The organism is Streptomonospora nanhaiensis (assembly GCF_026642255.1).
In the GTDB taxonomy this organism is placed as follows: Bacteria; Actinomycetota; Actinomycetes; order Streptosporangiales; family Streptosporangiaceae; genus Nocardiopsis; species Nocardiopsis tropica.
The window spans coordinates 5,705,694-5,726,492 of record NZ_CP113264.1 but is presented as its reverse complement, the minus strand read 5'-3'; the positions used below and the strand labels follow the sequence as shown (position 1 = coordinate 5,726,492).

17 protein-coding genes are annotated in these 20,799 nt (G+C 70.8%); 11 read left to right on the top strand and 6 right to left on the bottom strand.

The genetic code is table 11. From position 1 onward, the window contains the following. Positions 1 to 151 precede the first annotated feature (151 nt). The 9 genes from hrpA to OUQ99_RS24640 all read left to right on the top strand — a co-directional run bounded on the left by hrpA (position 152) and on the right by OUQ99_RS24640 (position 12,762). Positions 152 to 4,132, top strand: a complete 3,981-nt coding sequence (hrpA, locus tag OUQ99_RS24680; RefSeq protein ID WP_267946175.1) for an ATP-dependent RNA helicase HrpA — start codon at positions 152 to 154, stop codon at positions 4,130 to 4,132. Between the two features lie 156 nt (positions 4,133 to 4,288). Continuing rightward, positions 4,289 to 5,242, top strand: a complete 954-nt coding sequence (locus OUQ99_RS24675; protein ID WP_267946174.1) for a type IV toxin-antitoxin system AbiEi family antitoxin domain-containing protein — start codon at positions 4,289 to 4,291, stop codon at positions 5,240 to 5,242. 130 nt (positions 5,243 to 5,372) lie between these two features. Continuing rightward, positions 5,373 to 6,494 (top strand): lactonase family protein, encoded by a 1,122-nt coding sequence (locus OUQ99_RS24670; protein ID WP_431061444.1) that lies wholly within the window; start codon positions 5,373 to 5,375, stop codon positions 6,492 to 6,494. An 823-nt stretch (positions 6,495 to 7,317) separates the two neighbouring features. Next, complete coding sequence (gene ctaD / locus OUQ99_RS24665; protein WP_267950485.1) at positions 7,318 to 8,970, top strand: aa3-type cytochrome oxidase subunit I; 1,653 nt, start codon at positions 7,318 to 7,320, stop codon at positions 8,968 to 8,970. 122 nt (positions 8,971 to 9,092) lie between these two features. Next, a complete protein-coding gene (locus OUQ99_RS24660) occupies positions 9,093 to 9,470 on the top strand; it encodes a hypothetical protein (protein WP_267946172.1) in 378 nt (125 codons plus the stop codon). Positions 9,471 to 9,698: 228 nt separating this feature from the next. Then, a complete protein-coding gene (locus tag OUQ99_RS24655) occupies positions 9,699 to 10,343 on the top strand; it encodes a biotin transporter BioY (protein ID WP_267946171.1) in 645 nt (214 codons plus the stop codon). After that, complete coding sequence (locus OUQ99_RS24650; RefSeq protein WP_267946170.1) at positions 10,343 to 11,041, top strand: energy-coupling factor ABC transporter ATP-binding protein; 699 nt, start codon at positions 10,343 to 10,345, stop codon at positions 11,039 to 11,041. Before OUQ99_RS24655 ends, OUQ99_RS24650 begins: the two co-directional genes overlap by 1 nt. After that, complete coding sequence (locus OUQ99_RS24645; protein WP_267946169.1) at positions 11,038 to 11,652, top strand: energy-coupling factor transporter transmembrane component T family protein; 615 nt, start codon at positions 11,038 to 11,040, stop codon at positions 11,650 to 11,652. The genes OUQ99_RS24650 and OUQ99_RS24645 overlap by 4 nt, the downstream gene beginning before the upstream one ends. 108 nt (positions 11,653 to 11,760) lie before the next feature. Further along, positions 11,761 to 12,762, top strand: coding sequence for a serine hydrolase (locus OUQ99_RS24640; RefSeq protein WP_267946168.1), 1,002 nt, complete (start codon positions 11,761 to 11,763; stop codon positions 12,760 to 12,762). A gap of 148 nt (positions 12,763 to 12,910) precedes the next feature. Here the strand turns inward: OUQ99_RS24640 and fabG are convergent, their stop codons facing one another. Continuing rightward, a complete protein-coding gene (gene fabG / locus OUQ99_RS24635; protein ID WP_267946167.1) occupies positions 12,911 to 13,669 on the bottom strand; it encodes a 3-oxoacyl-ACP reductase FabG in 759 nt (252 codons plus the stop codon). A 324-nt stretch (positions 13,670 to 13,993) separates the two neighbouring features. Between fabG and OUQ99_RS24630 the strand changes: the two genes are divergently transcribed. Both OUQ99_RS24630 and OUQ99_RS24625 read left to right on the top strand, forming a co-directional pair. Beyond that, positions 13,994 to 14,491 carry an ATP-binding protein gene (locus OUQ99_RS24630; RefSeq protein WP_267950484.1) on the top strand — a complete coding sequence of 166 codons (498 nt, stop codon included), beginning with the start codon at positions 13,994 to 13,996 and terminating at the stop codon, positions 14,489 to 14,491. A gap of 302 nt (positions 14,492 to 14,793) precedes the next feature. Then, the gene (locus tag OUQ99_RS24625; protein WP_267946166.1) at positions 14,794 to 15,630 is read left to right on the top strand and encodes a helix-turn-helix domain-containing protein; all 837 of its coding nucleotides are present in this window, start codon (positions 14,794 to 14,796) and stop codon (positions 15,628 to 15,630) included. Positions 15,631 to 15,870: 240 nt separating this feature from the next. Here OUQ99_RS24625 and OUQ99_RS24620 read toward each other — a convergent pair whose 3' ends face one another. The 5 genes from OUQ99_RS24620 to OUQ99_RS24600 all read right to left on the bottom strand — a co-directional run bounded on the left by OUQ99_RS24620 (position 15,871) and on the right by OUQ99_RS24600 (position 20,757). After that, complete coding sequence (locus OUQ99_RS24620) at positions 15,871 to 16,104, bottom strand: DUF397 domain-containing protein (protein WP_267946165.1); 234 nt, start codon at positions 16,102 to 16,104, stop codon at positions 15,871 to 15,873. A 329-nt stretch (positions 16,105 to 16,433) separates the two neighbouring features. Continuing rightward, a complete protein-coding gene (locus OUQ99_RS24615) occupies positions 16,434 to 17,453 on the bottom strand; it encodes a metal ABC transporter substrate-binding protein (protein WP_267946164.1) in 1,020 nt (339 codons plus the stop codon). Between the two features lie 84 nt (positions 17,454 to 17,537). Continuing rightward, entirely contained in the window at positions 17,538 to 18,209 is a 672-nt protein-coding gene (locus tag OUQ99_RS24610; RefSeq protein ID WP_267946163.1) for a potassium channel family protein, read from the bottom strand. 22 nt (positions 18,210 to 18,231) lie between these two features. Further along, a complete protein-coding gene (locus tag OUQ99_RS24605; protein WP_267950483.1) occupies positions 18,232 to 19,584 on the bottom strand; it encodes a TrkH family potassium uptake protein in 1,353 nt (450 codons plus the stop codon). A 252-nt stretch (positions 19,585 to 19,836) separates the two neighbouring features. Then, positions 19,837 to 20,757, bottom strand: coding sequence for a cation diffusion facilitator family transporter (locus OUQ99_RS24600; RefSeq protein WP_267946162.1), 921 nt, complete (start codon positions 20,755 to 20,757; stop codon positions 19,837 to 19,839). Between the last annotated feature and the right edge of the window lie 42 nt (positions 20,758 to 20,799).

Sequence of the window (20,799 nt, the reverse complement as noted above, 5' to 3'; positions counted from 1 at the left end):
CGCGGAACAGAACCGGCCCCGCCGGCGTTGAGCACCACGTGCCCGGGAACCCTCCGCCGACCTCGCGGAGCGCCCCGGCCGCGACCGTTCTCCTCCGGTATCCGGCTCCGCGTCGAAAACCGGTTGCCGACCCTCCTACTCTTGACTACTGATGAGCACGACCACGCCCACACCCACCGCGGACGCACTCCGCTCCCGGCTCCGCGACCTCATGCCCGCGGACCGGCACCGGCTCCGTCGGCGTATCGACGGCCTCGCCAAGATCCGCGACGAGCGCCGCAGCGCCTCCGCCGCCGCCCAGATCGCCAAGGACATCGACGAGGCGGTCCTGCGCGTCGACCTGCGCCGCGAGGCCGTCCCCGAGCTCACCTACCCCGAGTCGCTCCCGGTCAGCGCCCGGCGCGACGACATCGCCGAGGCCATCCGGGACCACCAGGTCGTCATCGTCGCCGGTGAGACCGGCTCCGGCAAGACCACCCAGCTGCCCAAGATCTGCCTGGAGCTGGGCCGCGGCGTCATGGGCACCATCGGGCACACCCAGCCCCGGCGGCTGGCCGCGCGCACGGTCGCCGAGCGCATCGCCGAGGAGATCGGCACGCCGCTGGGCGAGACCGTCGGCTACAAGGTGCGCTTCACCGACTCCTCCAGCGGCAGCACCCTGGTCAAGCTGATGACCGACGGCATCCTGCTCGCCGAGATCCAGCACGACCGGATGCTGCGCCAGTACGACACCCTCATCATCGACGAGGCCCACGAGCGCAGCCTCAACGTCGACTTCCTGCTCGGCTACCTCAAGCAGCTCCTGCCCAAGCGCCCCGACCTCAAGATCGTCATCACCTCGGCGACCATCGACCCCGAGCGCTTCTCCCGCCACTTCGACGACGCCCCCATCATCGAGGTGTCCGGGCGCACCTACCCCGTCGAGGTCCGCTACCGGCCCATCTCGGAGGACATCCTCGACCCCGAGGAGAAGAACCCCGGGCCCGGCACGGACCGCGACCAGACCCAGGCCATCCTCGACGCCGTCGACGAGCTCTCCCACGAGCCGCCCGGCGACATCCTGGTGTTCCTCAGCGGCGAGCGCGAGATCCGCGACACCGCCGAGGCACTGGAGAAGAAGAAGCTCCGCGGGACCGAGATCCTCCCGCTCTACGCGCGCCTGTCGGTCTCCGAGCAAAGACGCGTGTGGTCCTCCCACAGCGGGCGCCGCGTCGTCCTGGCCACCAACGTCGCCGAGACCTCCCTGACGGTCCCCGGCATCAAGTACGTCATCGACCCCGGCACCGCCCGCATCTCGCGGTACTCCCACCGCACCAAGGTGCAGAGGCTGCCCATCGAGGCGGTCTCCCAGGCCTCCGCCAACCAGCGCAAGGGCCGCTGCGGCCGCGTCTCCGAGGGCATCTGCATCCGGCTGTACTCCGAAGAGGACTTCCTGTCCCGCCCCGAGTACACCGACCCCGAGATCCTGCGCACCAACCTCGCCTCCGTCATCCTCCAGATGGCCTCCCTCGGCCTGGGCGACGTGGCGGCCTTCCCGTTCGTGGACGGCCCCGACCACCGCCAGATCAAGGACGGCGTCAACCTCCTCCTGGAACTCGGCGCCCTGCACCCCGAGGCCGAGGCCGCCTCCGGCAAGGGCGGCGGCAAGCGCCGCCTCACCCAGACCGGCCGGCGCCTCGCCCAGCTGCCCATCGACCCGCGCCTGGGCCGCATGGTGCTGGAGGCCCAGGAGCGCGACTGCCTGGCCGAGGTCATGGTCATCACCTCCGCCCTGTCCATCCAGGACCCGCGCGAGCGCCCCACCGACAAGCAGCAGCAGGCCCAGCAGTCCCACGCCCGGTTCACCGACAAGGAGTCGGACTTCCTGGCGTTCCTCAACCTCTGGAACCACCTGCGCGACCGCCAGCGGGAGCTGTCCGGCAACCAGTTCCGCAAGCTGTGCCGCGAGGAGTTCCTCAACTACCTGCGCGTCCGCGAGTGGCAGGACATCCACTCCCAGCTCAAACAGGTCCTGCGCACCATGGGCATCGAGGTGCCGCCGCTGCGCGAGGAGGCCGCCGACCCGCGCGGCGTCCACATGTCCCTGCTCGCCGGACTGCTCTCCCACGTGGGCCTCAAGGACCCCGAGAAGCACGAGTACCTGGGCGGGCGCGGGGCGCGCTTCGCCGTCTTCCCCGGCTCGGCCCTGTTCAAGAAGCAGCCGCGCTTCGTCATGGTGGGCGAGCTGGTCGAGACGTCCAAGCTGTGGGGCCGCATGGTCGCGCGGATCGAACCGGAGTGGGCCGAGGAGCTCGCCGGCGACATCGTCAAGCGCAACTACAGCGAACCCCACTGGGAGCGCAAGCGCGGCGCCGTCATGGCGTTCGAGCGCGTCACCCTCTACGGCGTGCCCATCGTCGTGCAGCGCAAGGTGTCCTACGGGAAGATCGACCCGGAGCTGTCCCGGGAGCTGTTCATCCGCCGCGCCCTCGTCGAGGGCGACTGGGAGACCCGGCACCACTTCTTCCACGACAACCGCAAGCTCCTCGACGAGGTCGAGGACCTCGAACACCGCGCCCGCCGCCGCGACATCGTCGTCGACGACGAGACGCTGTTCCGGTTCTACGACCGACGCGTCCCCGACGACGTCGTGTCGGCCGCGCACTTCGACGCCTGGTGGAAGAAGGCCCGCCGGACCGAGCCGACGCTCCTCGACTTCACCCGCGAGGAGCTCATCAACGACGGCGTCGACGTGGTCAGCGAGGACGACTACCCCGACGTGTGGCGGCAGGGCGCGTTCACGTTCCCGCTGACCTACCAGTTCGAGCCGGGCAGCGCCGCCGACGGAGTCACCGCGCACATCCCGCTCAAGTTCCTCAACCAGGTGGAGAACACCGGCTTCGACTGGCAGATCCCGGGCCTGCGCGACGAACTCGTCACCGCGCTGATCCGCTCGCTGCCCAAGCCGCAGCGCCGCTTCTTCGTACCGGTCCCCGACAACGCCGCCCAGGCGCGCGCCGGCCTCACCCCCTACGAGGGGACGCTGACCGGGGCGCTGGCCGCCGAGCTCACCCGCATGGCCCAGCCCAGGGGCGGGGACCGGATCCCGGAGAGCGCCTTCGAGCTCGACCGCGTGCCCGACCACCTGCGCATCACCTTCCGAGCGGTGGACGACCGCAACCGGACCCTGGCCGAGTCCAAGGACCTGGAGCAGCTCCGCGCCAAGCTCAAACCGCGCCTGCGCGAGGCCATCTCCGCGGAGGCCAAGGGCGTGGAGAAGAAGGGCATCACCTCCTGGGACTTCGGTCCGCTGGAGCAGACCCTGGAGCGCAAGGCGCTCGGCCCCAAGGTCAAGGGCTACCCGGCCCTGGTGGACGAGGGCGACAGCGTCGCGGTGCGCATCTTCGACACCCGGGCCGAGCAGCGCGCCGCCATGCGGGCCGGGACCCGGCGCCTGCTCATGCTGACGATCCCCTCGCCGGCGCTCGCCGTCAGCAAGGGGCTCAACAACCCGGACAAGCTCGCCCTGGCCGACAACCCGCACGGTTCGGTGAAGGCGATGCTCGCCGACGCCGAGTCCGCCGCCGTCGACCACCTGCTCGCCCGCGAGGGAGGGCCGGTCTGGAACGGCGACGACTTCGCCGCGCTCGCGGACCGGGTCCGCGCCGACCTCGGCGACACCCTCGCGGAGACCCTGGACAAGGTCGCGCGGGTCCTGGTGCTGTGGCGCAAGGTCTCCAAGAAGGTCAGGGGCACCACCTCCCTGGCCGTCCTGCCCTCGCTCAACGACGTGCAGGGCCAGCTCGGCTCCCTCGTGGGGGACGGGTTCGTCACCGCCGCGGGCGTGGCACGCCTGGACGACCTGCACCGCTACCTGAGGGGCATCGAGTACCGCCTGGACAAGCTGCCGGAGAACCCGCGCCGCGACCAGGTCAACATGTCCAAGACCGAGCAGATGCGCCAGGCCGTCGCGAAGGTCACCGGGTCCCTGCCCCCCGGGCGGGCGGCAGACGCCGACGTGGCCGAGCTGCGCTGGATGCTGGAGGAGTACCGGGTCAGCCTGTTCGCGCAGGAGCTGCGCACCGCCTACCCGGTCTCCGACAAGCGCATCATGAAGGCCCTGGAGGCCGTCAAGGCCGCCGGCAGGCAGTAGCCGCCGACCCTCCCCCTCCCGATGATCTTGTACTTGTAGCGACATTGGGCGCCCAAACTCGCTACAAGTACAAGATCATCGGGGAAAGGCGGTGGGTTATACACAGGTGGGGCAACAACGCTGGCACCTTGGGGGAGGGTGACCGACAGTGGGGGCATGAACCACGTCTCCCAACGGCCGACCGGTGCCCTCGCCGCGGCCATCGGCACCGCGAGGCGCCAGTACGGCGTCATCAGCTGGGGGCAGGCCCACGCGCACGGACTGCGCCAGGCCGGCATACGCCGCCAGCTCCGCAGCGGCCAGTGGGTCCGGCCGTACCGGCAGGTGTACGTCGTGCTCCCCCTGCTCCCGCCCCCCGGGAGCCCCGACAGGCTCCGCAGCAGCGTGATGGCGGCACAGCTGGCCCTCGGCCCCCGCTCCTTCGCCGGCGGCGAGACCGCGGCGCTCCTGTGGGACATGCAGGGGCTCCCGCCATGGGACGGCCGCGAGGTCCACATGGTCATCCCCGCGCTCGGCGCGCAGCGCCACGTCACCGGTATCACGCTGCACAGCTGGTACACCCTCCCCGAGGAGGTGACCGAGATCGGGAACGGCATCAGAGTCACCCGCCCCGGGCGCACCCTGCGGGACACCGTGCTGGGAGTGGACCGGGACACCGCGGTGTGCCTCATGGACTCGGCCCTCCAGCAGGGACTCGTCGGCTGGGAGGAGATCCCCGCGCTGGAGGAAGCGAACCGGGGCCGCAGGGGCTGTGTCGACGTGCGTCGCTGGTGGACCCTGGCCGACCCCCGGTCACAGAGCGCGCTGGAGACGCGGATCCGTCTGATCTGCGCCGACGGCGGTCTGCCCCCGGACGAGCTCCAGCGTCGCTTCACTGACGGCCAGGGCAGGACCATCGCCGTGGTCGACTTCTGGTGGGAGGGCCCTCGGCTCATCGGTGAGGCCGACGGGCTGCGTGCTCACAGCGGACCGCGATCCCTGGTCCGGGACCGCGAACGGCAGAACGACCTGCAACGGTGGTACCCGGATGTTCGGATCGCCCGTTTCGCCTGGCAGGACCTGAGCCGCCCCGGATACATCCTCGCCACTGTCGCCGACGCCGGGCGCTGACACCGGCACCGGCCCGCTCGAGGCAGACCCCCGCCGGGCCGGACGGGCGGGAAGGGGGTGCCTGCGCCCCTCCGGCCACGGGGGACCTGTAGCATGCGGCCGGTGGTGTAGACCACTGGATCGCGAACGCATGCTACGGAAACGAGGCTCCCCGGTGGGCGAATCGGTCGGTGGATCGGTGGACGGACGTCGGCTGCTGCTCGTGGGGACCTACACCCCCGACTCCGACCCGCCGGGAGAGGGCGAGGGCATGTACCGGGTGTGGTTCGACCCGGAGACGGGCGAGATGACCGACGGCGGCGTCGCGGCCCGCACTCCGGGCCCGTCGTTCCTGGCCTTCCACGCGGACCCGCCCACGGTGTACGCCGTCAACGAGAGGGCCGAGGGCACGCTGACCGCCTTCCGGGTCGACGGCGACGCCTCCCTCGCCGAGCTGGGCTCGGTCCCCACCGGCGGCGGTTCCCCCTGCCACGTGCTGGACCTCGGATCCTCCGTGGGCGTGGCCAACTACGCCAACGGGACCGCGACGGTGTTCGCGCTGGGTGCGGACGGCACACCGCAGGCGGGCGGTCGCGGGTTCCCGCACACCGGGAGCGGCCCGGTCACCGACCGCCAGGAGGGCCCGCACGCGCACAGCCTCGCCGTCGCGCCCGACGGGGAGAGCCTGCTCGTCGTGGACCTGGGCACCGACGAACTGCGCGTCCACCGGGCGGGCGAGCCGGCGGGGGCTGTCGCCCTTCCGCCAGGCACCGGCCCGCGCCACGCGGTCGTGGCGGGGGAGTACGTGTACGTGGCCGGCGAGCTGGACTCGCGCGTGCACGTCCTGCGCTGGGACGGCCAAGCGGGCACCGCCGAGCATCTGGGCTCGGTCCACGCCACCGGCGAGGAGGCGGCCGGCACGAACTTCCCCGGGGAGGTCGCCGCCCACGGCGGCTACGTGTACGTGTCCAACCGGGGCGCGGACGCGGTCTCCACCCTCGCCGTCCGCGACGGCGGCGCCCGCCTCGAACACGTCGCCAACACGGTTGTCGGGGCATGGCCGCGCAACTTCGCCGTGGTCCGGGGCCACCGTAGCGAGCCCGACCACCTGGTGGTCGCGGCCCAGAACGGCGACTCCCTGGCGTCCCTGCTCATCGACCCCGGCACCGGCGTCCCGGCCGACACCGGCCACCGCCTGGAGATCCCCGTCCCGGTGTGCGTGCTGCCGGTCCCGATCAACCGCATCCGCCGCGCCGGAGCACCCACGGAGTAGCCCGGCCCGCGTCGTCAGCGGTCGTACACGTCGCCACGGGGGGCGATCCCGACCTGGGTCGTGTAGCGGCTCACACGTAGTCCTCGAACCGGAGGGGGACGGTCTCCTCGTCGGCGCGGGCGTTGATCACCGCGCTGTCGGCGGCGTCCTCCAGCTCTTCCGGATACGCGGCGGACACCGGGACCGGGCCTCGGTCGGCTCGGCCGCCATCCCGCCCGGTTCGACCGGTTCAGCCGTCATGATTCTCTGTCCTTCGCCTGATCGCCCGTGGTGCGGGTGCGCGTCATGTCGAAGGGGCGGCGCCTCGGAAGTTCGCTCCCGCCTCGTCCGGAACACGCCCCCGGCGGCTTTCGGACAAGACCCACCGGGCCGGGCGGCGCCACGGGGGCAGAACTCCGCGCATGGCCGCCCCGTGCGGGTGAGGCCCGGGCGGGCCGTCCACCGTGCCCCCGCACGCGGCCGCCCCGACGGACGGGCCCCTCACGGTACCGGCCCCTCGGCGCCGTCGACAGGCCGCTCCGGACCCGCCCTCGGAGCCGGGGTCCCGCCGAATCCCGGCCTTTCCGGGAAAACAATCACCCGTAACCGTCCCGGCCGACGGCAAAACGGAAAAGAACGAAACAAAAGCGAAGTATTCAACGGGAGAACACGGACTCTCTTTCGCGTGCGAGGCCGAGCCCTGCGTTAGCGTTACCCTGGGATTCTGGAAAGGGATTCCGTGGGGGCGCGGCGGCCGGGAAACGGCTGCGGGCGGCCCTCTTTTATCCGTTGTTTTGCGTATTCGGGGGTTTGAATCGTGGCAGAGGTATCGACGGCGCCCGACGTGTACGACGAGACCGGGGGCGGTGGGGAGACCCGCCAGGGGAGGCTCATCGCCAGCTGGCTGTCGTCGACCGACCACAAGGTCATCGGGTACATGTACCTGATCACCTCGTTCGCGTTCTTCCTCTTCGGCGGCGTCCTGGCGCTCCTCATCCGCGCCGAGCTGTTCTCACCGGGCATGCAGCTCATGTCCAACGAGCAGTACAACCAGCTGTTCACCATGCACGGCACGATCATGCTGCTGCTGTTCGCGACCCCGCTCTTCATCGGGTTCGGGAACATCATCATGCCGCTGCAGATCGGCGCCCCCGACGTCGCCTTCCCCCGGATGAACCTGTTCAGCTACTACCTCTTCCTCTTCGGCGGGCTGGTCGCCGTGGGCGGGTTCCTCACCCCGGCAGGCGCGGCCGCCTTCGGCTGGTTCGCGTACACGCCGCTGTCCGACGCGGTCCGCTCCCCGGGCATGGGCGGCAACCTGTGGATCCTGGGCCTGCTCGTGTCGGGCCTCGGCACCATCCTGGGCGGGGTCAACTTCATCACCACCGCCCTGTGCATGCGCGCGCCCGGCATGACGATGTTCCGCATGCCGATCTTCACGTGGAACGTGGTCCTGACGAGCGTCCTGGTGCTCATCGCGTTCCCGGTCCTGACTGCCGCCCTGATCGCCCTCGGGGCGGACCGCATGGTGGGCGCCCAGGTCTTCAACGCCGAGCACGGCGGCGCCATCCTGTGGCAGCACCTGTTCTGGTTCTTCGGGCACCCCGAGGTGTACATCATCGCCCTGCCGTTCTTCGGCATCGTCACGGAGATCCTGCCGGTCTTCAGCCGCAAGCCGATCTTCGGCTACAAGAGCCTGGTGGCCGCCACCATCGCCATCACCGGCCTCTCCGTCACCGTGTGGGCGCACCACATGTTCCCCACGGGCGCGGTCCTGCTGCCGTTCTTCTCCTTCATGTCCTTCCTCATCGCGGTCCCGACCGGCGTGAAGTTCTTCAACTGGATCGGCACGATGTGGCGTGGGCAGATCACCTTCGAGACGCCGATGCTCTTCACCCTCGGCTTCCTGGCCACCTTCCTCTTCGGCGGACTGACCGGCGTGCTCCTGGCCTCCCCGCCGATCGACTTCCACGTCACCGACTCCTACTTCGTGGTGGCCCACTTCCACTACGTGGTCTTCGGCACCGTGGTGTTCGCGATGTTCGCGGGCTTCTACTTCTGGTGGCCCAAGTTCACCGGAAAAATGCTCAACGAGAAGCTGGGCAAGTTCCACTTCTGGCTGCTGTTCTTCGGCTTCCACGGCACGTTCCTGGTGCAGCACTGGCTCGGGGCCATGGGCTTCCCGCGCCGCTACGCCGACTACCTGCCCGGAGACGGCTTCACCGAGCTGAACCAGATCTCCTCGGTCTCCGCCTTCGTCCTCGGCGCCTCGACGCTCATCTTCTTCTGGAACATGTACATCACCGCCAGGAAGGCGCCCAAGGTCACCGTGGACGACCCGTGGGGGTACGGCTGCTCGCTGGAGTGGGCGACCACCTGCCCGCCGCCGCGGCACAACTTCACGTCGCTGCCGCGCATCCGCTCGGAGCGTCCCGCGTTCGACCTGAACCACCCGCACGCCGCGGTCCCGGCGGGCACGGACCCCGAGAGGAACTGACCGCCCCGAGGAGTCGGGCCTCCCCGCAGGAGACCCTCCCGGGGCCGTTCCGCCCGCACACGAGCTCAAGGCCCCAGGCGCCCGCACGGCGCCGAGGGCGCCCGGTTCCGGATCGAAGGCGCATGGTCGTGAATCCATCCCCTGCTGACAACGCACGGTGGCCGCTCCTCGAGGGGCGCGCCGCCACGGTGTTCGCCACCCTCCTGGCCGTCGCCACACTGATGATGCTGTGGACCTGGACGGGGCACACCGCCTTCGCGGCGGCCGGGTGCTGCACGGCGGCCGTCGTGTTCGCGGCGGGGTTCGTACGGGCCAGGGCCGGCTGGGCCGAGCTGGTCGGCGGCCCCCTGGACGGCGCACGGGTCCGCTCCACCAGGGCCGACCGCCTCCGGGGGGCGTGCCTGGTCCTGGTCGTCCCCGGCGGAGGGCGTGCCCGCTACGGCCGGGACGAGGCCGGACGCCTGGTCTACCGGGGACGCGACGACAGCGGGGAGAGCTGAGGGCACGGCCCCGGGCAGCGCTCCCGATGCCGTGGCCGCTCCCCGCCGTGAGCGGCCACGGGAGCCCCGACGGGCGCCGCGAGGCCCCGCGGAGTGATCCCCGTCTCAGGACGACCTCCACAAGTCCGACGCCCCCGGAACTGTGCGCCCCGCCCTCCCCCCGCCACACGCGCATCACGGACAATGGGTGGTGATCCACTCCCACCGCCTCCCCGAGGGGAAACGCCCATGCCCGCCAACGGGACGAAGAAGCACGTCCGCCACAGGGGTCTGACCGCCCGCGACCTGGCGCTCATCGCCGTGTTCGCGGCCCTCATCGCCGCCCTCAGCGTCACCGTCGCGATCCCCTTCCCCGGCTCCCCGGTGCCGGTCACCCTCCAGACCCTGGGCATCATGCTCGCCCCCAGCCTCCTGGGCTGGAAGCGCGGCAGCCTGGCCGTGGCCACGTTCGTCGTGCTCGGCCTGGCGGGACTGCCGCTCTTCGCGGGAGGCAGGGGAGGGCTGGCAGCCCTGGCGCTCCCCTCCTCCGGGTTCATCGTGAGCTGGATCCCCGCCGCCCTCGTCATCGGCCTGCTCACCGACCTGATGCTGCGCAACGGCCGCTACCGCCTCTGGCAGGGGGTCCTGGTCAACGCCCTCGGCGGCATCGTCGTGGTCTACGCGATCGGACTGCCCTGGCTCGCCGTCGCCGTGCAGAGCTGGGAGATCGCGGCCGTCTCCGGGGCCACCTACCTGGTCGGCGACGCCGCCAAGGTCGTCCTCACCGCGCTCATCGCCTCCGCGGTCCTGCGCGCCTACCCGATCCCACCCGCCGGACGCCCCGTCCGCGACGGGGCGGACCAGGAGCCCGGCAGCGGCGGCGGAGCCGCCTGATGCTCCGCCTCCAGGGGGTCTCCCACTCCTACGACGACCGCGCCGTCCTGCGCGACGTCACCCTCGACCTCGCCGAGCACCGCATCGGCGTGATCGGGGCCAACGGATCGGGCAAGTCCACGCTCGCCCGCACCCTCAACGGCCTCGTCGTCCCCGACGAGGGCCGGGTGACGCTGGGGGAGTGGGACACCCGGCGCCACGCCAAGCACATCCGGCGCCGGGTCGGGTTCGTCTTCTCCGACGCCGCCAACCAGATCATCATGCCCACGGTCGCCGAGGACGTGGAGATCGGCCTGCGCTCCCTCCGACTGGGGAGGGAGGAGACCGCCCGCCGCGTCGACGCCTTCCTGGTCCGCTACGGCCTCGACGGCCACCGCGACCACCCCGGGCACCTGCTCTCCGGAGGCCAGAAGCAACTCCTCGCCCTGGCGTCGGTCCTGGCCACCGAACCCGAGGTGCTGGTGTGCGACGAGCCCACCACCCTGCTCGACCTGCGCAACACCCGCATGGTGCACCGCACCCTCGACGGCCTCGACCAGCAGGTCGTCCTGTTCACGCACGACCTCGACCTGCTCGACGGGTTCGACCGGGTCCTGGTCATGGACGAGGGGCGGGTGGCCTTCGACGGGGCCCCCGCCGAAGCGGTGGCCCACTACCTCCGGCTCATGGACGGGGCGGACCGGGAGGCCGGCGCGTGAGCGCGATCGGCCTGTACGTCCCCGGCACCGGCCCCCTCTACCGGGCCCCGGCCTGGGCCAAGCTCCTCGGACTGCTCGCCGCAGGCGTGGCGCTCCTCGCCGCCGCGGACCACCGGATCGCGCTCGGCGCGCTGGCCGCGTCCCTCCTGGCCTACCCCGTGGTCGGGCTGGCCCCCGCCCGCGCCTGGGGGGTCCTGCGCGTCCTGTGGCCGTTCCTGCTGGCCATCGCCCTGTTCCAGGTCCTGTTCGGCGAGTGGGAGACGGCCGTGCGCCTGTGCGCGCAGCTGGCCGCGCTCGTGCTGCTCGCCAACGTCGTCACGCTCACCACGCGCGTGCGCGAGATGCTCGACCTCTTCGAGCGCGTGGCCCGCCCGCTCCGGCACGTCGGGGTCGCCCCCGACCGGGTGGCGCTCGTGCTCGCCCTGACGATCCGTTCCATCCCGATGGTCGCCGACGCCTGGCGGACGTCCCAGGAGGCCTATCGGGCGCGGGGGCTGTCCGGGCGCCCCCACCTGCTCGTGGTCCCGGTGATCGTCCAGCTGCTCCGGATGGCCGACGCGACGGGCGAGGCGCTGGTGGCCCGGGGGATCGACGACGACACGCGCGCCTGACGAGACGCGGGCACACGACGCCGGGCGGACACCGGATCGCCGCCCACGGGGCGCCGGGTGGATAATGTCCGGACAGCCCCCCTGCTGCTCCTACGAACCGGTGATAGCGTGCCCCGGCGTCCCCCCGCCGACATCATCCGAACATGGTCCGCCGCCACGGCGGCGATCTGCCTCGTCGTGCTCACGGCCCTCGCGGTCCCCGGCGCCACCTCGGCCGCCGGAGGACTGTCCGCGCCGGACCCGGCCCTCGTCCGAACCCTGCTCTCGGAGAGCGCCCTGCCCCTCGTGCCCTTCGCGCCCCTGACCGGCCCGGCCACCGGCGGGCGCACACTCGGGCCGGCGCAGCGGGACGAGCTCACCGGGCGGATGGAGGAGCTGGTCGGCGAACACCCCGCGGACTTCGCGGTCGCCGTCCAGGACCTGCGCACCGGCGCCACCTTCAGCCACGGCGCCCACGAGCGGTTCCCGACCGCGAGCGTGTCCAAGCTGACGATCCTCGCCCTGCTGCTCCTGCGCGCGGAGGAGGAGGGGCGCGGGCTCTCCGCGTCCGAACGGGACCGGGCGGAGGAGATGATCCGCTACAGCGACAACGAGGTCACCGACGGCCTGTACGCACGCATCGGCTTCACCGACGGGTTCACGAGCGGCGTCCGCGCCCTCGGGTTCACCGGTACCGACCCCGACCCGCGCGGCGTGTGGGGCTCCACGACGACCACCGCGGCCGACCAGGTGCGGCTGCTGCGGATCCTGTACGTCGGCGAGGGGCCGCTGTCGCCGGAGAGCCGTGCGTACGCCCGCGGGCTGATGGAGTCCGTCGCCCCGGAACAGGCCTGGGGGGTGTCGGCCTCGGCCGTCCCGGGGGACACGGTCGGCCTCAAGAACGGCTGGACGCCCCGCGAGGGCAACCGGGGGCTGTGGACCGTCAACACGGTCGGCTACGTGAGCGGCCCCGACCACGAGTACCTCATCGCGGTCCTGTCCGACGGGAGCCACGACTACGCCACCGGCGTGGCACTCGTGGAGGAGGTCTGCGGGACCGTCACGGAGGCAATGGAGGAGGCGCGCGGCGACGGAGGTCCGGTGCCCTCTCCCCGGGGCCCCGCACGCTGACCGTCCCGGACGCCCCCGCGCGGGCAGCGCGCCGGGGCGGGACCCCGGCGCGCCGGGCCGGCCCCGGACGGGACGCACGGGCGCCCCGACCGGAGGCGTGCCCGGCCGGGGCGCACGGTCCCGGAGGCGGACCGTGGACGGCGCACCGCTAGTCCAGCGGGCCGCCGGCCACGTAGACGACCTGGCCCGACACGAACCCGGCGTCCTCACCGGTGAGGAACGCGACCGTGTTGGCGATGTCCTCGGGGACGCCCACCCGCCGCACCGGGATCTCCGCCTCCTTGAACGCCTTCATGTCCTCGTACTTGACGCCGATCCGCTCGGCCGTGGCCCTGGTCATCGCGGTCTCGATGAACCCGGGGGCGACGGCGTTGCAGGTCACGCCGAACTTGCCCAGCTCGATCGCCAGGGTCTTGGTGAACCCCTGGAGCCCGGCCTTGGCGGCGGAGTAGTTGGCCTGGCCCCGGTTGCCCAGCGCGGAGGAGCTGGACAGGTTGACGATGCGGCCCCAGCCGTTCGCGGTCATGTGCGCCTGGGCGGCCTTGCTCATCAGGAACGAGCCCCGCAGGTGCACGTTCATCACGGTGTCCCAGTCGTCCGCCGACATCTTGAACAGGAGGTTGTCGCGGAGGACACCCGCGTTGTTCACCAGGATGGCGGGCGGGCCGAGGCGTTCGGCGACGGTCGCGACCGCGGCGTCCACCTGGTCGGCGTCGGAGACGTCGCATCCGACGGCGAGGGCCGTGCCGCCCCCGGCGGTGATGCGGTCCACGACCTCCTGGGCGTCGGACTCCTTCAGGTCCAGGACGGCGACGGCCCGGCCTTCGCGCGCCAGGCGCTCAGCCGTGGCGGCGCCGATCCCGCGGGCGGCTCCGGTCACGATGGCCACACGAGGCGTTGGGGACATGGGGTTACCTCCAGAATTCACGTGGTGGGCGCGACAGAATCCTATCCACATCCCTACCGGTCGGTAAGCGGGTGGGGGTGGGAGTGCGGCCTTTCGGGGAGCGCCGGGGAGAGGGCCCGGGAGGAACGGGGATCCGGTGAAGTTGGTCCCCCTGTTTCCCTGCACTTTGTCGAAGCTTGGCCTACGATTGCCACCAAGACCGAGATGCACGTGCATACGAGACGTGCAGCGGCACGGGCCCGAAGGTGTCTTCGCGGGATCGCGGAGGTTTCCGGGACGTGTCGTCGCTGCTCGCCACGGTGCGTCAGGGAGGAAGTGGAAGGCATGGAGTGTGCGGAGGCGGTGACGGAGCCTGCCGGCGGATGGTGGCTCAAGGTCCTGACGCACGGTTCCCGGCGCTGGAACACCCCGGTCTGCGGCGACCGGCACGACGCGGTCACGTGGAGCTTCGAGCCGAGGCCCCAGGCGGTGGGGGCCGCGCGGGAGATTTCCGAGGCGCTTCTCCGCGAATGGGAGATGCAGTACTTGTCCGGCGATGTCGCGGTGGTCGTTTCCGAATTGGTCACCAATGCGGTCCGGCACGGCGGTCCCCTGCCCTTGACCAGGCAGAGCGAGGGGGGTATTCAGCTCTCACTGATGCGCAGCGGGAGCGAATTCATCTGCGCGGTCCGGGACGGCGGTGATCGGCTGCCCCGGAGAAGGGAAGCAGATCTGACCATGGAGGGCGGGCGCGGACTTGCCCTGGTGAGTGCTTTCGCGCGAGAGTGGGGTGTGATTCCCACGTCTCCCGGCGGAAAGTTCGTTTGGGCACAATTCGCCTGATCCCGGTCAGGCGTCCCGTGACCGGCCGTCCCGCGGCCACCCGAAGTCCGCGGGGGCTCCGGCCCGGTGGCCCGCCGTCCGCGACGGGGGTCGACGGCGGCCCCTCCCGGAGGGGCCGGCGCCGTCACCGATGGAGTACCCGGGTGCGGGGGCGCTCCGGTTATATCGTGTACATGTAGTGTCTTGACCTCAAGGCAAAGGTGTCCCGCCACCCCGGATACCCTTGTGCCGGGAATGACAGAGAGGCGACGAACGTGGATATCGCTCGATTGCGCAAGGGGAGCGGCCCCACCGTGCGTCGCATGCTACTCGGGCACGAGCTTCGTAAGCGCCGCGAACAGCGGGGTATCACCCGTGAGGACGCGGGGAACCGGATTCGGGCATCCGCGTCGAAGATCAGCCGGATGGAACTCGGCCGGGTCGGTTTCAAGCTGCGCGATATCGAGGACCTCCTCAAGATGTACGGGGTCTCCGACCGCAAGACGATCAAGGAATTACTCGAAGTCGCCCGCGAATCCAACAAGCCCGGGTGGTGGAAGGAGTACGGCGACTCGCTCCACAAGTGGTTCATCCGCTATGTGGGCTTCGAGGAGGCCGCCGACCACATACGCATCTACGAGTCCCAGTTCGTGCCGGGCCTGCTCCAGACGGAGGAGTACGCACGGGAGATCATCTCGGGCGGCGTCGAGACCGACATGGTCACCGAGCAGCGCATCGAGGCGAGACTGCGCAGACAGAAACGCATCGAGAACGACACGAGCATGCGCATGTGGGTGATCCTCGACGAGGCTGCGGTGCGCCGCCCCATCGGCGTGATCAGCCGTGGTCCGGAGATCATGCGCCGCCAGATCGAGCACCTGATCCACCTCAGCAGCGAGCACGACAACATCACCCTCCAGATCATCCCCTTCTCCGTGGGCGCGCACGCGGCCGAGGCCGGGTCCTTCACCCTGCTGAGGTACTCCGAGTTCGAGCTCGCGGACATGGTGTACCTGGAGCAGCTCCACGACGGCGAGCTCATCGACCGCCGCAACGTGGTGGAGGCGTACACCAAGGCGATGACCCGGCTGAGTGTGGCCGCGGCCACCCCGGACGAGACGCTCGACATCCTCAAGGAGATCCGGGAAGACCTCAAATAGCCGTTCACCGTTGCCCGCGGAGGGGCGGAGCGGTGGTGAGGGGAGACGAACGCAGGCCCGCCGAGGCGGGCCTTTCCGGATGTTGAAGGGCCCTGTCCACTGGACAGGGCCCTTCTGTCCGTATCCTCGGTCGACCCGGGTGAGGGCGTGGCAACCGGGTCGGTGAGTGCGGAGGGTCCCCGGGCGGAACTCCCCCGGGCGCTCCGAAGCCCCCGACGGCATTGTCGGTGGGGACTCGTCCTAGCTGAGCAGGTTGTCGAAGTCACCGTCCTTGGCGCCCAGGATCATGCAGTCGATCTCCTCCTGGGTGTAGACCAGCGCCGGCCCGGACGGAAACCGGGAGTTGCGCACGGCGATCGAGCCGTCGCTCAGGCGGGCCATCTCGACGCAGGCGCCCTGGGAGTTGCTGCGCTTGGCCTTCTGCCAGGCGACATCGGTCAGCTCGGTCGCGGTGATGCCGTTGTGTGCGGTCATGCTGTGCTGCTCCTTCGGATCTGCGAGGGGAACGTCCGTGCTGATGCACCGCCAGATGCACGTGCACAAGCACTGACACTTCATAAGCATAGCGTGACCCTCGCCACTTGTCCGGGGGTTTGGTTCTATGTAAGCGCGGTGTAATCCAACCGTTCGGGACAGGTGTCCGGACCCCGACGAACGGGACGACACGGGTGCGATTCCGGCGCTCGGCACGGTGCCGGACACGCGTGAGCCCCACCCGTCCGGCACGTACCGGACAGGTGGGGCTCACGGGGGCCGGCCGGGCAGGGGCCCGGTCGCGGCGGGACGCCGTCAGGCGTTCGAGGTCAGGAGCAGCCCAGTGCGGTGGTCAGCGCGGCCAGGTTGCCCCGCATGATCGACGGGTAGTCGTCGCCGGGGGAGTCCTCGGTGACGCCCTCCAGCGGGTCGAGCACCCGCACCTCGGCACCGGTCTCGGAGGCGATGGTCTCGGCCGTCTCCGGCGGCATCAGCGGTTCGGTGAAGACCGTGGTGATGTCGCGCTCCCGCACGATGTCGGTGATCGCGGCGATCTGCGACGGGGAGGGCTCGGTGTCGGGGTCCACCCCGCTGACGCCGACCTGTTCGAGGCCGTAGGCCTCGGTCAGGTACGTGAACGCGGTGTGGCCGACGACGACGTCGTGGTGCTCGCAGGAGGCCAGGCCCTCCTCGTACTCCTGGCCGATCGCCTCCAGCTCCGCCGTCACGGCCTCGACGTTCTGCTCGTAGGCGTCGGCGCCCTCCGGGTGGACCTCGCCCATCCGCTCGCCGAGGGCCCGGGCGGTCTCCGCCATCAGCTCCACGTCCAGCCAGAAGTGGGGGTCGTGCTCACCGTGGTCGTGCTCCTCCTCCCCCTCCTCCTCCTCATGGGCGTGCTCGTCCTCGTGGCCGTGCTCGTCCTCGTGGGCGTGCTCCTCGTCCCCGTGCTCCTCGTCCTCGCCTCCGGCCGGACGCAGGTGCACGACGTCGCCCACGTCGAGCGCGCTGTCCGAGGCCTCCTGGGAGATCGCGTCGTCCACCGCGGGCTGGAGGCCCCCGACGAAGAACGCGATGTCGGCCTCGCTGACCTCGCCCACCTGGCGGCCGGTGAGCTCCAGGTCGTGGGGTTCGGTGCCGGGCTCGGTCAGCTGGGTGACGGCCACGCCGTCCCCGCCGATCTCGCGGGCGAGCCACTCCAGGGGGTAGACGCCGGTGACCACGGTCAGGTCGGCGTCGGCCGGGGGGACACCCGTGTCCTCGGCCCCGCCTCCTCCGCTTCCGCAGGCGGTGATCATCATGAGTGTCGCGGTGCCGAGGACGGCGGCCCGCACGGTTGTCCCTGTTCGCATGGGTCAATCATCGGGATAATGAAAACGGTTGTCAATTTGTCTGCTTGTGGAGGATGTCTCCCGGGTGTCGGATCCGCCCGGGTTCTACACGATCTCCGAGAACCGCTCGACGTCGTCGGTCCGTCCCGCGACCACGATCACATCGCCCTTGTTGAGCACCGTCTCCTGGGTCGCGTACGTGAACTCCGCGCCCATGCGCTTGACCGAGACCACGGTGATCCCGTACTCCTGGCGCACTCCCGTCTCGCGCAGGGATTTGCCCAGCAGCTCCTTGGGAGCCTTGGTCTTTCCGAGGGAGAACCCCTCCTCCAGCTCCACGTAGTCGAGCATCTGCCCCGACAGCAGGTGCGCCACCCGCTCGCCCATGTCGTGCTCGGGCAGCACCACGTGGTGGGCTCCCACCTGCTCCAGGATGCGGCCGTGCCGACGGCTCGTCGCCTTCGCCCAGATGGTCGACACCCCCAGGTCCACCAGCTGTGACGTGGCCAGGATGCTCTCCTCCAGGTGGGTGCCGATGGCCACCACCGCCCGGTTGAAGTTGGAGGCGCCGATCTGGCGCAGCGCCTCCTCGTCCGTGGCGTCCGCGATCACCGTGTGGGTGAGGGCGTCGGCGTAGGTCTGCACCAGGCGCGGACTGGTGTCCACGCCGAGGACGTCCCAGCCGCGGTTGACCAGTTCGAGGGCGAGGGAACTGCCGAACCGGCCGAGGCCGATGACCAGGACGCTCTTGTCGTCGTTCCTGTTGCGGTGTGGCACGGGTGACTCCTGTCTGTGCGGCTCAGCCGATGATCGGCCTGGCCTCGGCGAGATCGTAGCGCCGGCGGCGGTCGCGGAAGGCCAGGGCGGTGGCGACGGTGATGGGGCCGATGCGCCCCGCGACCATGAGCGCGACGAGCAGGCACTGGGCCCACGGGGGCAGCTCGGGGGTGATGCCGGTGGAGAGCCCCACCACGCCGAAGGCGGAGACGACCTCGAACACCACCGGGAGGAAGTGGAAGGGGGTCGTGTGCATGAGCAGCAGCGAGCTGAACGCGACGACCGTCGCGGACAGGAACACCAGGCTGAGGGACTGGCGGATCACCCCGGGCGGGAGCTTGCGGTCGAACACGTGCACCTCGTTGTGCGCGCGGATCTCCGCCAGCACCACGAGGAAGATCACGGCCAGGGTCGCGACCTTGATTCCGCCGGCCGTTCCGGCGCTGCCGTTGCCGACGAACATGAGCATGATCGTCAGCAGCAGCGTGGAGTCCTGCATCTCCCCGACCGGGACGGAGTTCAGCCCCCCGCTGCGGGGCATCACGCTGTGGAAGAAGCCGTCCGTGAGCTTGTCCGTCCAGTGCATCGCCCCGAGCGTCGCGGGGTTGCCCCACTCCATCGCGGTGATGAGCGGGAAGCTCCCCAGGAAGAGGATGGCCGTGGTCGTGATGGTGATCTTGGCGTGCAGGCTCCACGTGCGGGGCTCGCCGAGGTTGCGGCGCAGTTCGAGCAGGATCGGGAAGCCGAGGCCGCCGAGGATCACCGCGAAGGCCACCGGCAGGAGGATGAGCGGATCCCCCGAGAAGCGCATCATGCTGTCGTCGTAGAGGGAGATGCCGGCGTTGTTGAACGCCGAGATCGAGTGGAACAGGCCGGAGTAGGCGGCCTCCCCCGGGGACATGTCGTAGCCCAGCCACATCCGGGGCGTGATGAGCAGGAACGTCAGGCCCTGGAGCGCCAGGAAGACCAGGGCGACGCGGCGGACCACGCCGGAGACGTCCCCGATCCACAGGCTCCGCGTCTCGGCCTGCACGTTGAGCTGGGAACGCAGCCGGAAGCGGTGGATCATGGCCGTTCCGAGCACGGACGCCAGGGTCATGATCCCGATGCCCCCGACCTGCATCAGGGCGAGCATGACGATCTGGCCGAAGAGGTTGAGGTCGTGGCCGATCGAGATCACGCCGAGCCCGCACACGGCCAGGGCGGACGTGGCCGTGAAGAGCGCGGGGACGAAGTCCAGCCCCTCGCTGCCGGGGGTGGCCAGCGGGCTCATCAGCAGGGCGGTGCCGACCAGGTCCACGGCGAGGAAGACGAGGAGGAAGACGCGGGCCGGTTTGCGCCATGCGAGGAGTTCCCTGGTCGGCCGCCAGGCCAGGCGCGGGCGGAGGAGGGTCTTCGGCGACCGGAGGCGGGGGGCCGTCCTGCGGACCAGCGCGCCGAGGCTGCCTCCGCGCGGGCGGGGGCGTCGGCTCACCGGGTGCGCAGCCCGTGGCCGTGTGTGGTTTTCACCGGATTCTCCTCCTTCGACGAAGCGCGAACGATTCTGTCAAAGGTTGCGGGTTTGGTCACGTCGACGGCCCGGTCCGTAGGGACCGGAGGGGCCGCTCAGGGCTGGGAGGACGCCCGCTCAGTCGTGTCTGGCGCCCTCGTGGTCGGCGTGGCCCGGAGGCTCCAGTTGCAGGGTGGAGTGCTCGACGTCGAAGTGGCCGGTCAGGCAGGAGTGGAGTTCGTCGAGCATTCTCCCGGTGTCCCGGAGGTGTTCCTCGGCGACCACCACGTGCGCCGACATCACGGGCACCCCGGAGGTGATGGTCCAGGCGTGCAGGTCGTGGACGTCCAGGACCGCGGGGTGCCCGAGGAGGTGGTCGCGCACCTCGCTGAGGTCCATGCCCTCGGGGGTGGCCTCCAGCAGGATGTGCACGGCCTCGCGCAGCAGGGACCAGGCCCGGGGCACGATGATGGCGGCGATGCCCAGGGAGACGAGGGTGTCGATCCGGCCCCACCCGGTCAGCCACACGGCGATCCCGCCGACGATGACGCCGACGGAGGCGAGGGCGTCGCTCATGACCTCCAGGTAGGCGCCCTTGACGTTGAGGCTGTCCTTGGCGCCCGAGCGGAGGACGAACAGCGCGGCGATGTTGGCGACCAGGCCGAACGCGGCGACGGCGACCATGCCCGCGCCGGACACCTCGGCGGGCGACCGGAGGCGGTCGACCGCCTCGACCACGATGAACCCGCACAGCAGGAACAGCACGAGCGCGTTGACCGCGGCGGCGAGGATCTCGGCGCGCTGGTAGCCGAAGGTCCGTCGGCTGGTGGCGGGACGGGAGGCGATCCAGACGGCGGCCAGCGCCAGGGCCACGCCGAAGGAGTCGGTGACCGTGTGGCCGGCGTCGGCGAGCAGCGCCAGGCTGCCGCTGTACGCGGCGCCCACGACCTGGACGGCGGCGACGGCGACCATCATCGCCAGGACCAGCACGAGCCTCCTGCTGTTGGCCGCACCGGCGGTGATCGCGTGCCCGTGTCCGTGCCCGTGTCCCGCTCCCACGGCGCCTCCCTCTTGTCCGCGTCGTCCCGTGTCCTCGGGCGC

Excerpts from the sequence above, each read along its gene's own strand:
- hrpA (WP_267946175.1), top strand. The coding sequence starts at position 152 with ATGAGCACGACCACGCCCACACCCACCGCGGACGCACTCCGCTCCCGG.
- OUQ99_RS24620 (WP_267946165.1), bottom strand. The coding sequence starts at position 16,104 with ATGACCGCACACAACGGCATCACCGCGACCGAGCTGACCGATGTCGCC.
- OUQ99_RS24660 (WP_267946172.1), top strand. The coding sequence starts at position 9,093 with ATGGTCGTGAATCCATCCCCTGCTGACAACGCACGGTGGCCGCTCCTC.
- OUQ99_RS24625 (WP_267946166.1), top strand. The coding sequence starts at position 14,794 with ATGCTACTCGGGCACGAGCTTCGTAAGCGCCGCGAACAGCGGGGTATC.
- OUQ99_RS24615 (WP_267946164.1), bottom strand. The coding sequence starts at position 17,453 with ATGCGAACAGGGACAACCGTGCGGGCCGCCGTCCTCGGCACCGCGACA.
- OUQ99_RS24655 (WP_267946171.1), top strand. The coding sequence starts at position 9,699 with ATGCCCGCCAACGGGACGAAGAAGCACGTCCGCCACAGGGGTCTGACC.
- OUQ99_RS24670 (WP_431061444.1), top strand. The coding sequence starts at position 5,373 with ATGCTACGGAAACGAGGCTCCCCGGTGGGCGAATCGGTCGGTGGATCG.
- OUQ99_RS24630 (WP_267950484.1), top strand. The coding sequence starts at position 13,994 with ATGGAGTGTGCGGAGGCGGTGACGGAGCCTGCCGGCGGATGGTGGCTC.
- fabG (WP_267946167.1), bottom strand. The coding sequence starts at position 13,669 with ATGTCCCCAACGCCTCGTGTGGCCATCGTGACCGGAGCCGCCCGCGGG.
- OUQ99_RS24675 (WP_267946174.1), top strand. The coding sequence starts at position 4,289 with ATGAACCACGTCTCCCAACGGCCGACCGGTGCCCTCGCCGCGGCCATC.
- OUQ99_RS24650 (WP_267946170.1), top strand. The coding sequence starts at position 10,343 with ATGCTCCGCCTCCAGGGGGTCTCCCACTCCTACGACGACCGCGCCGTC.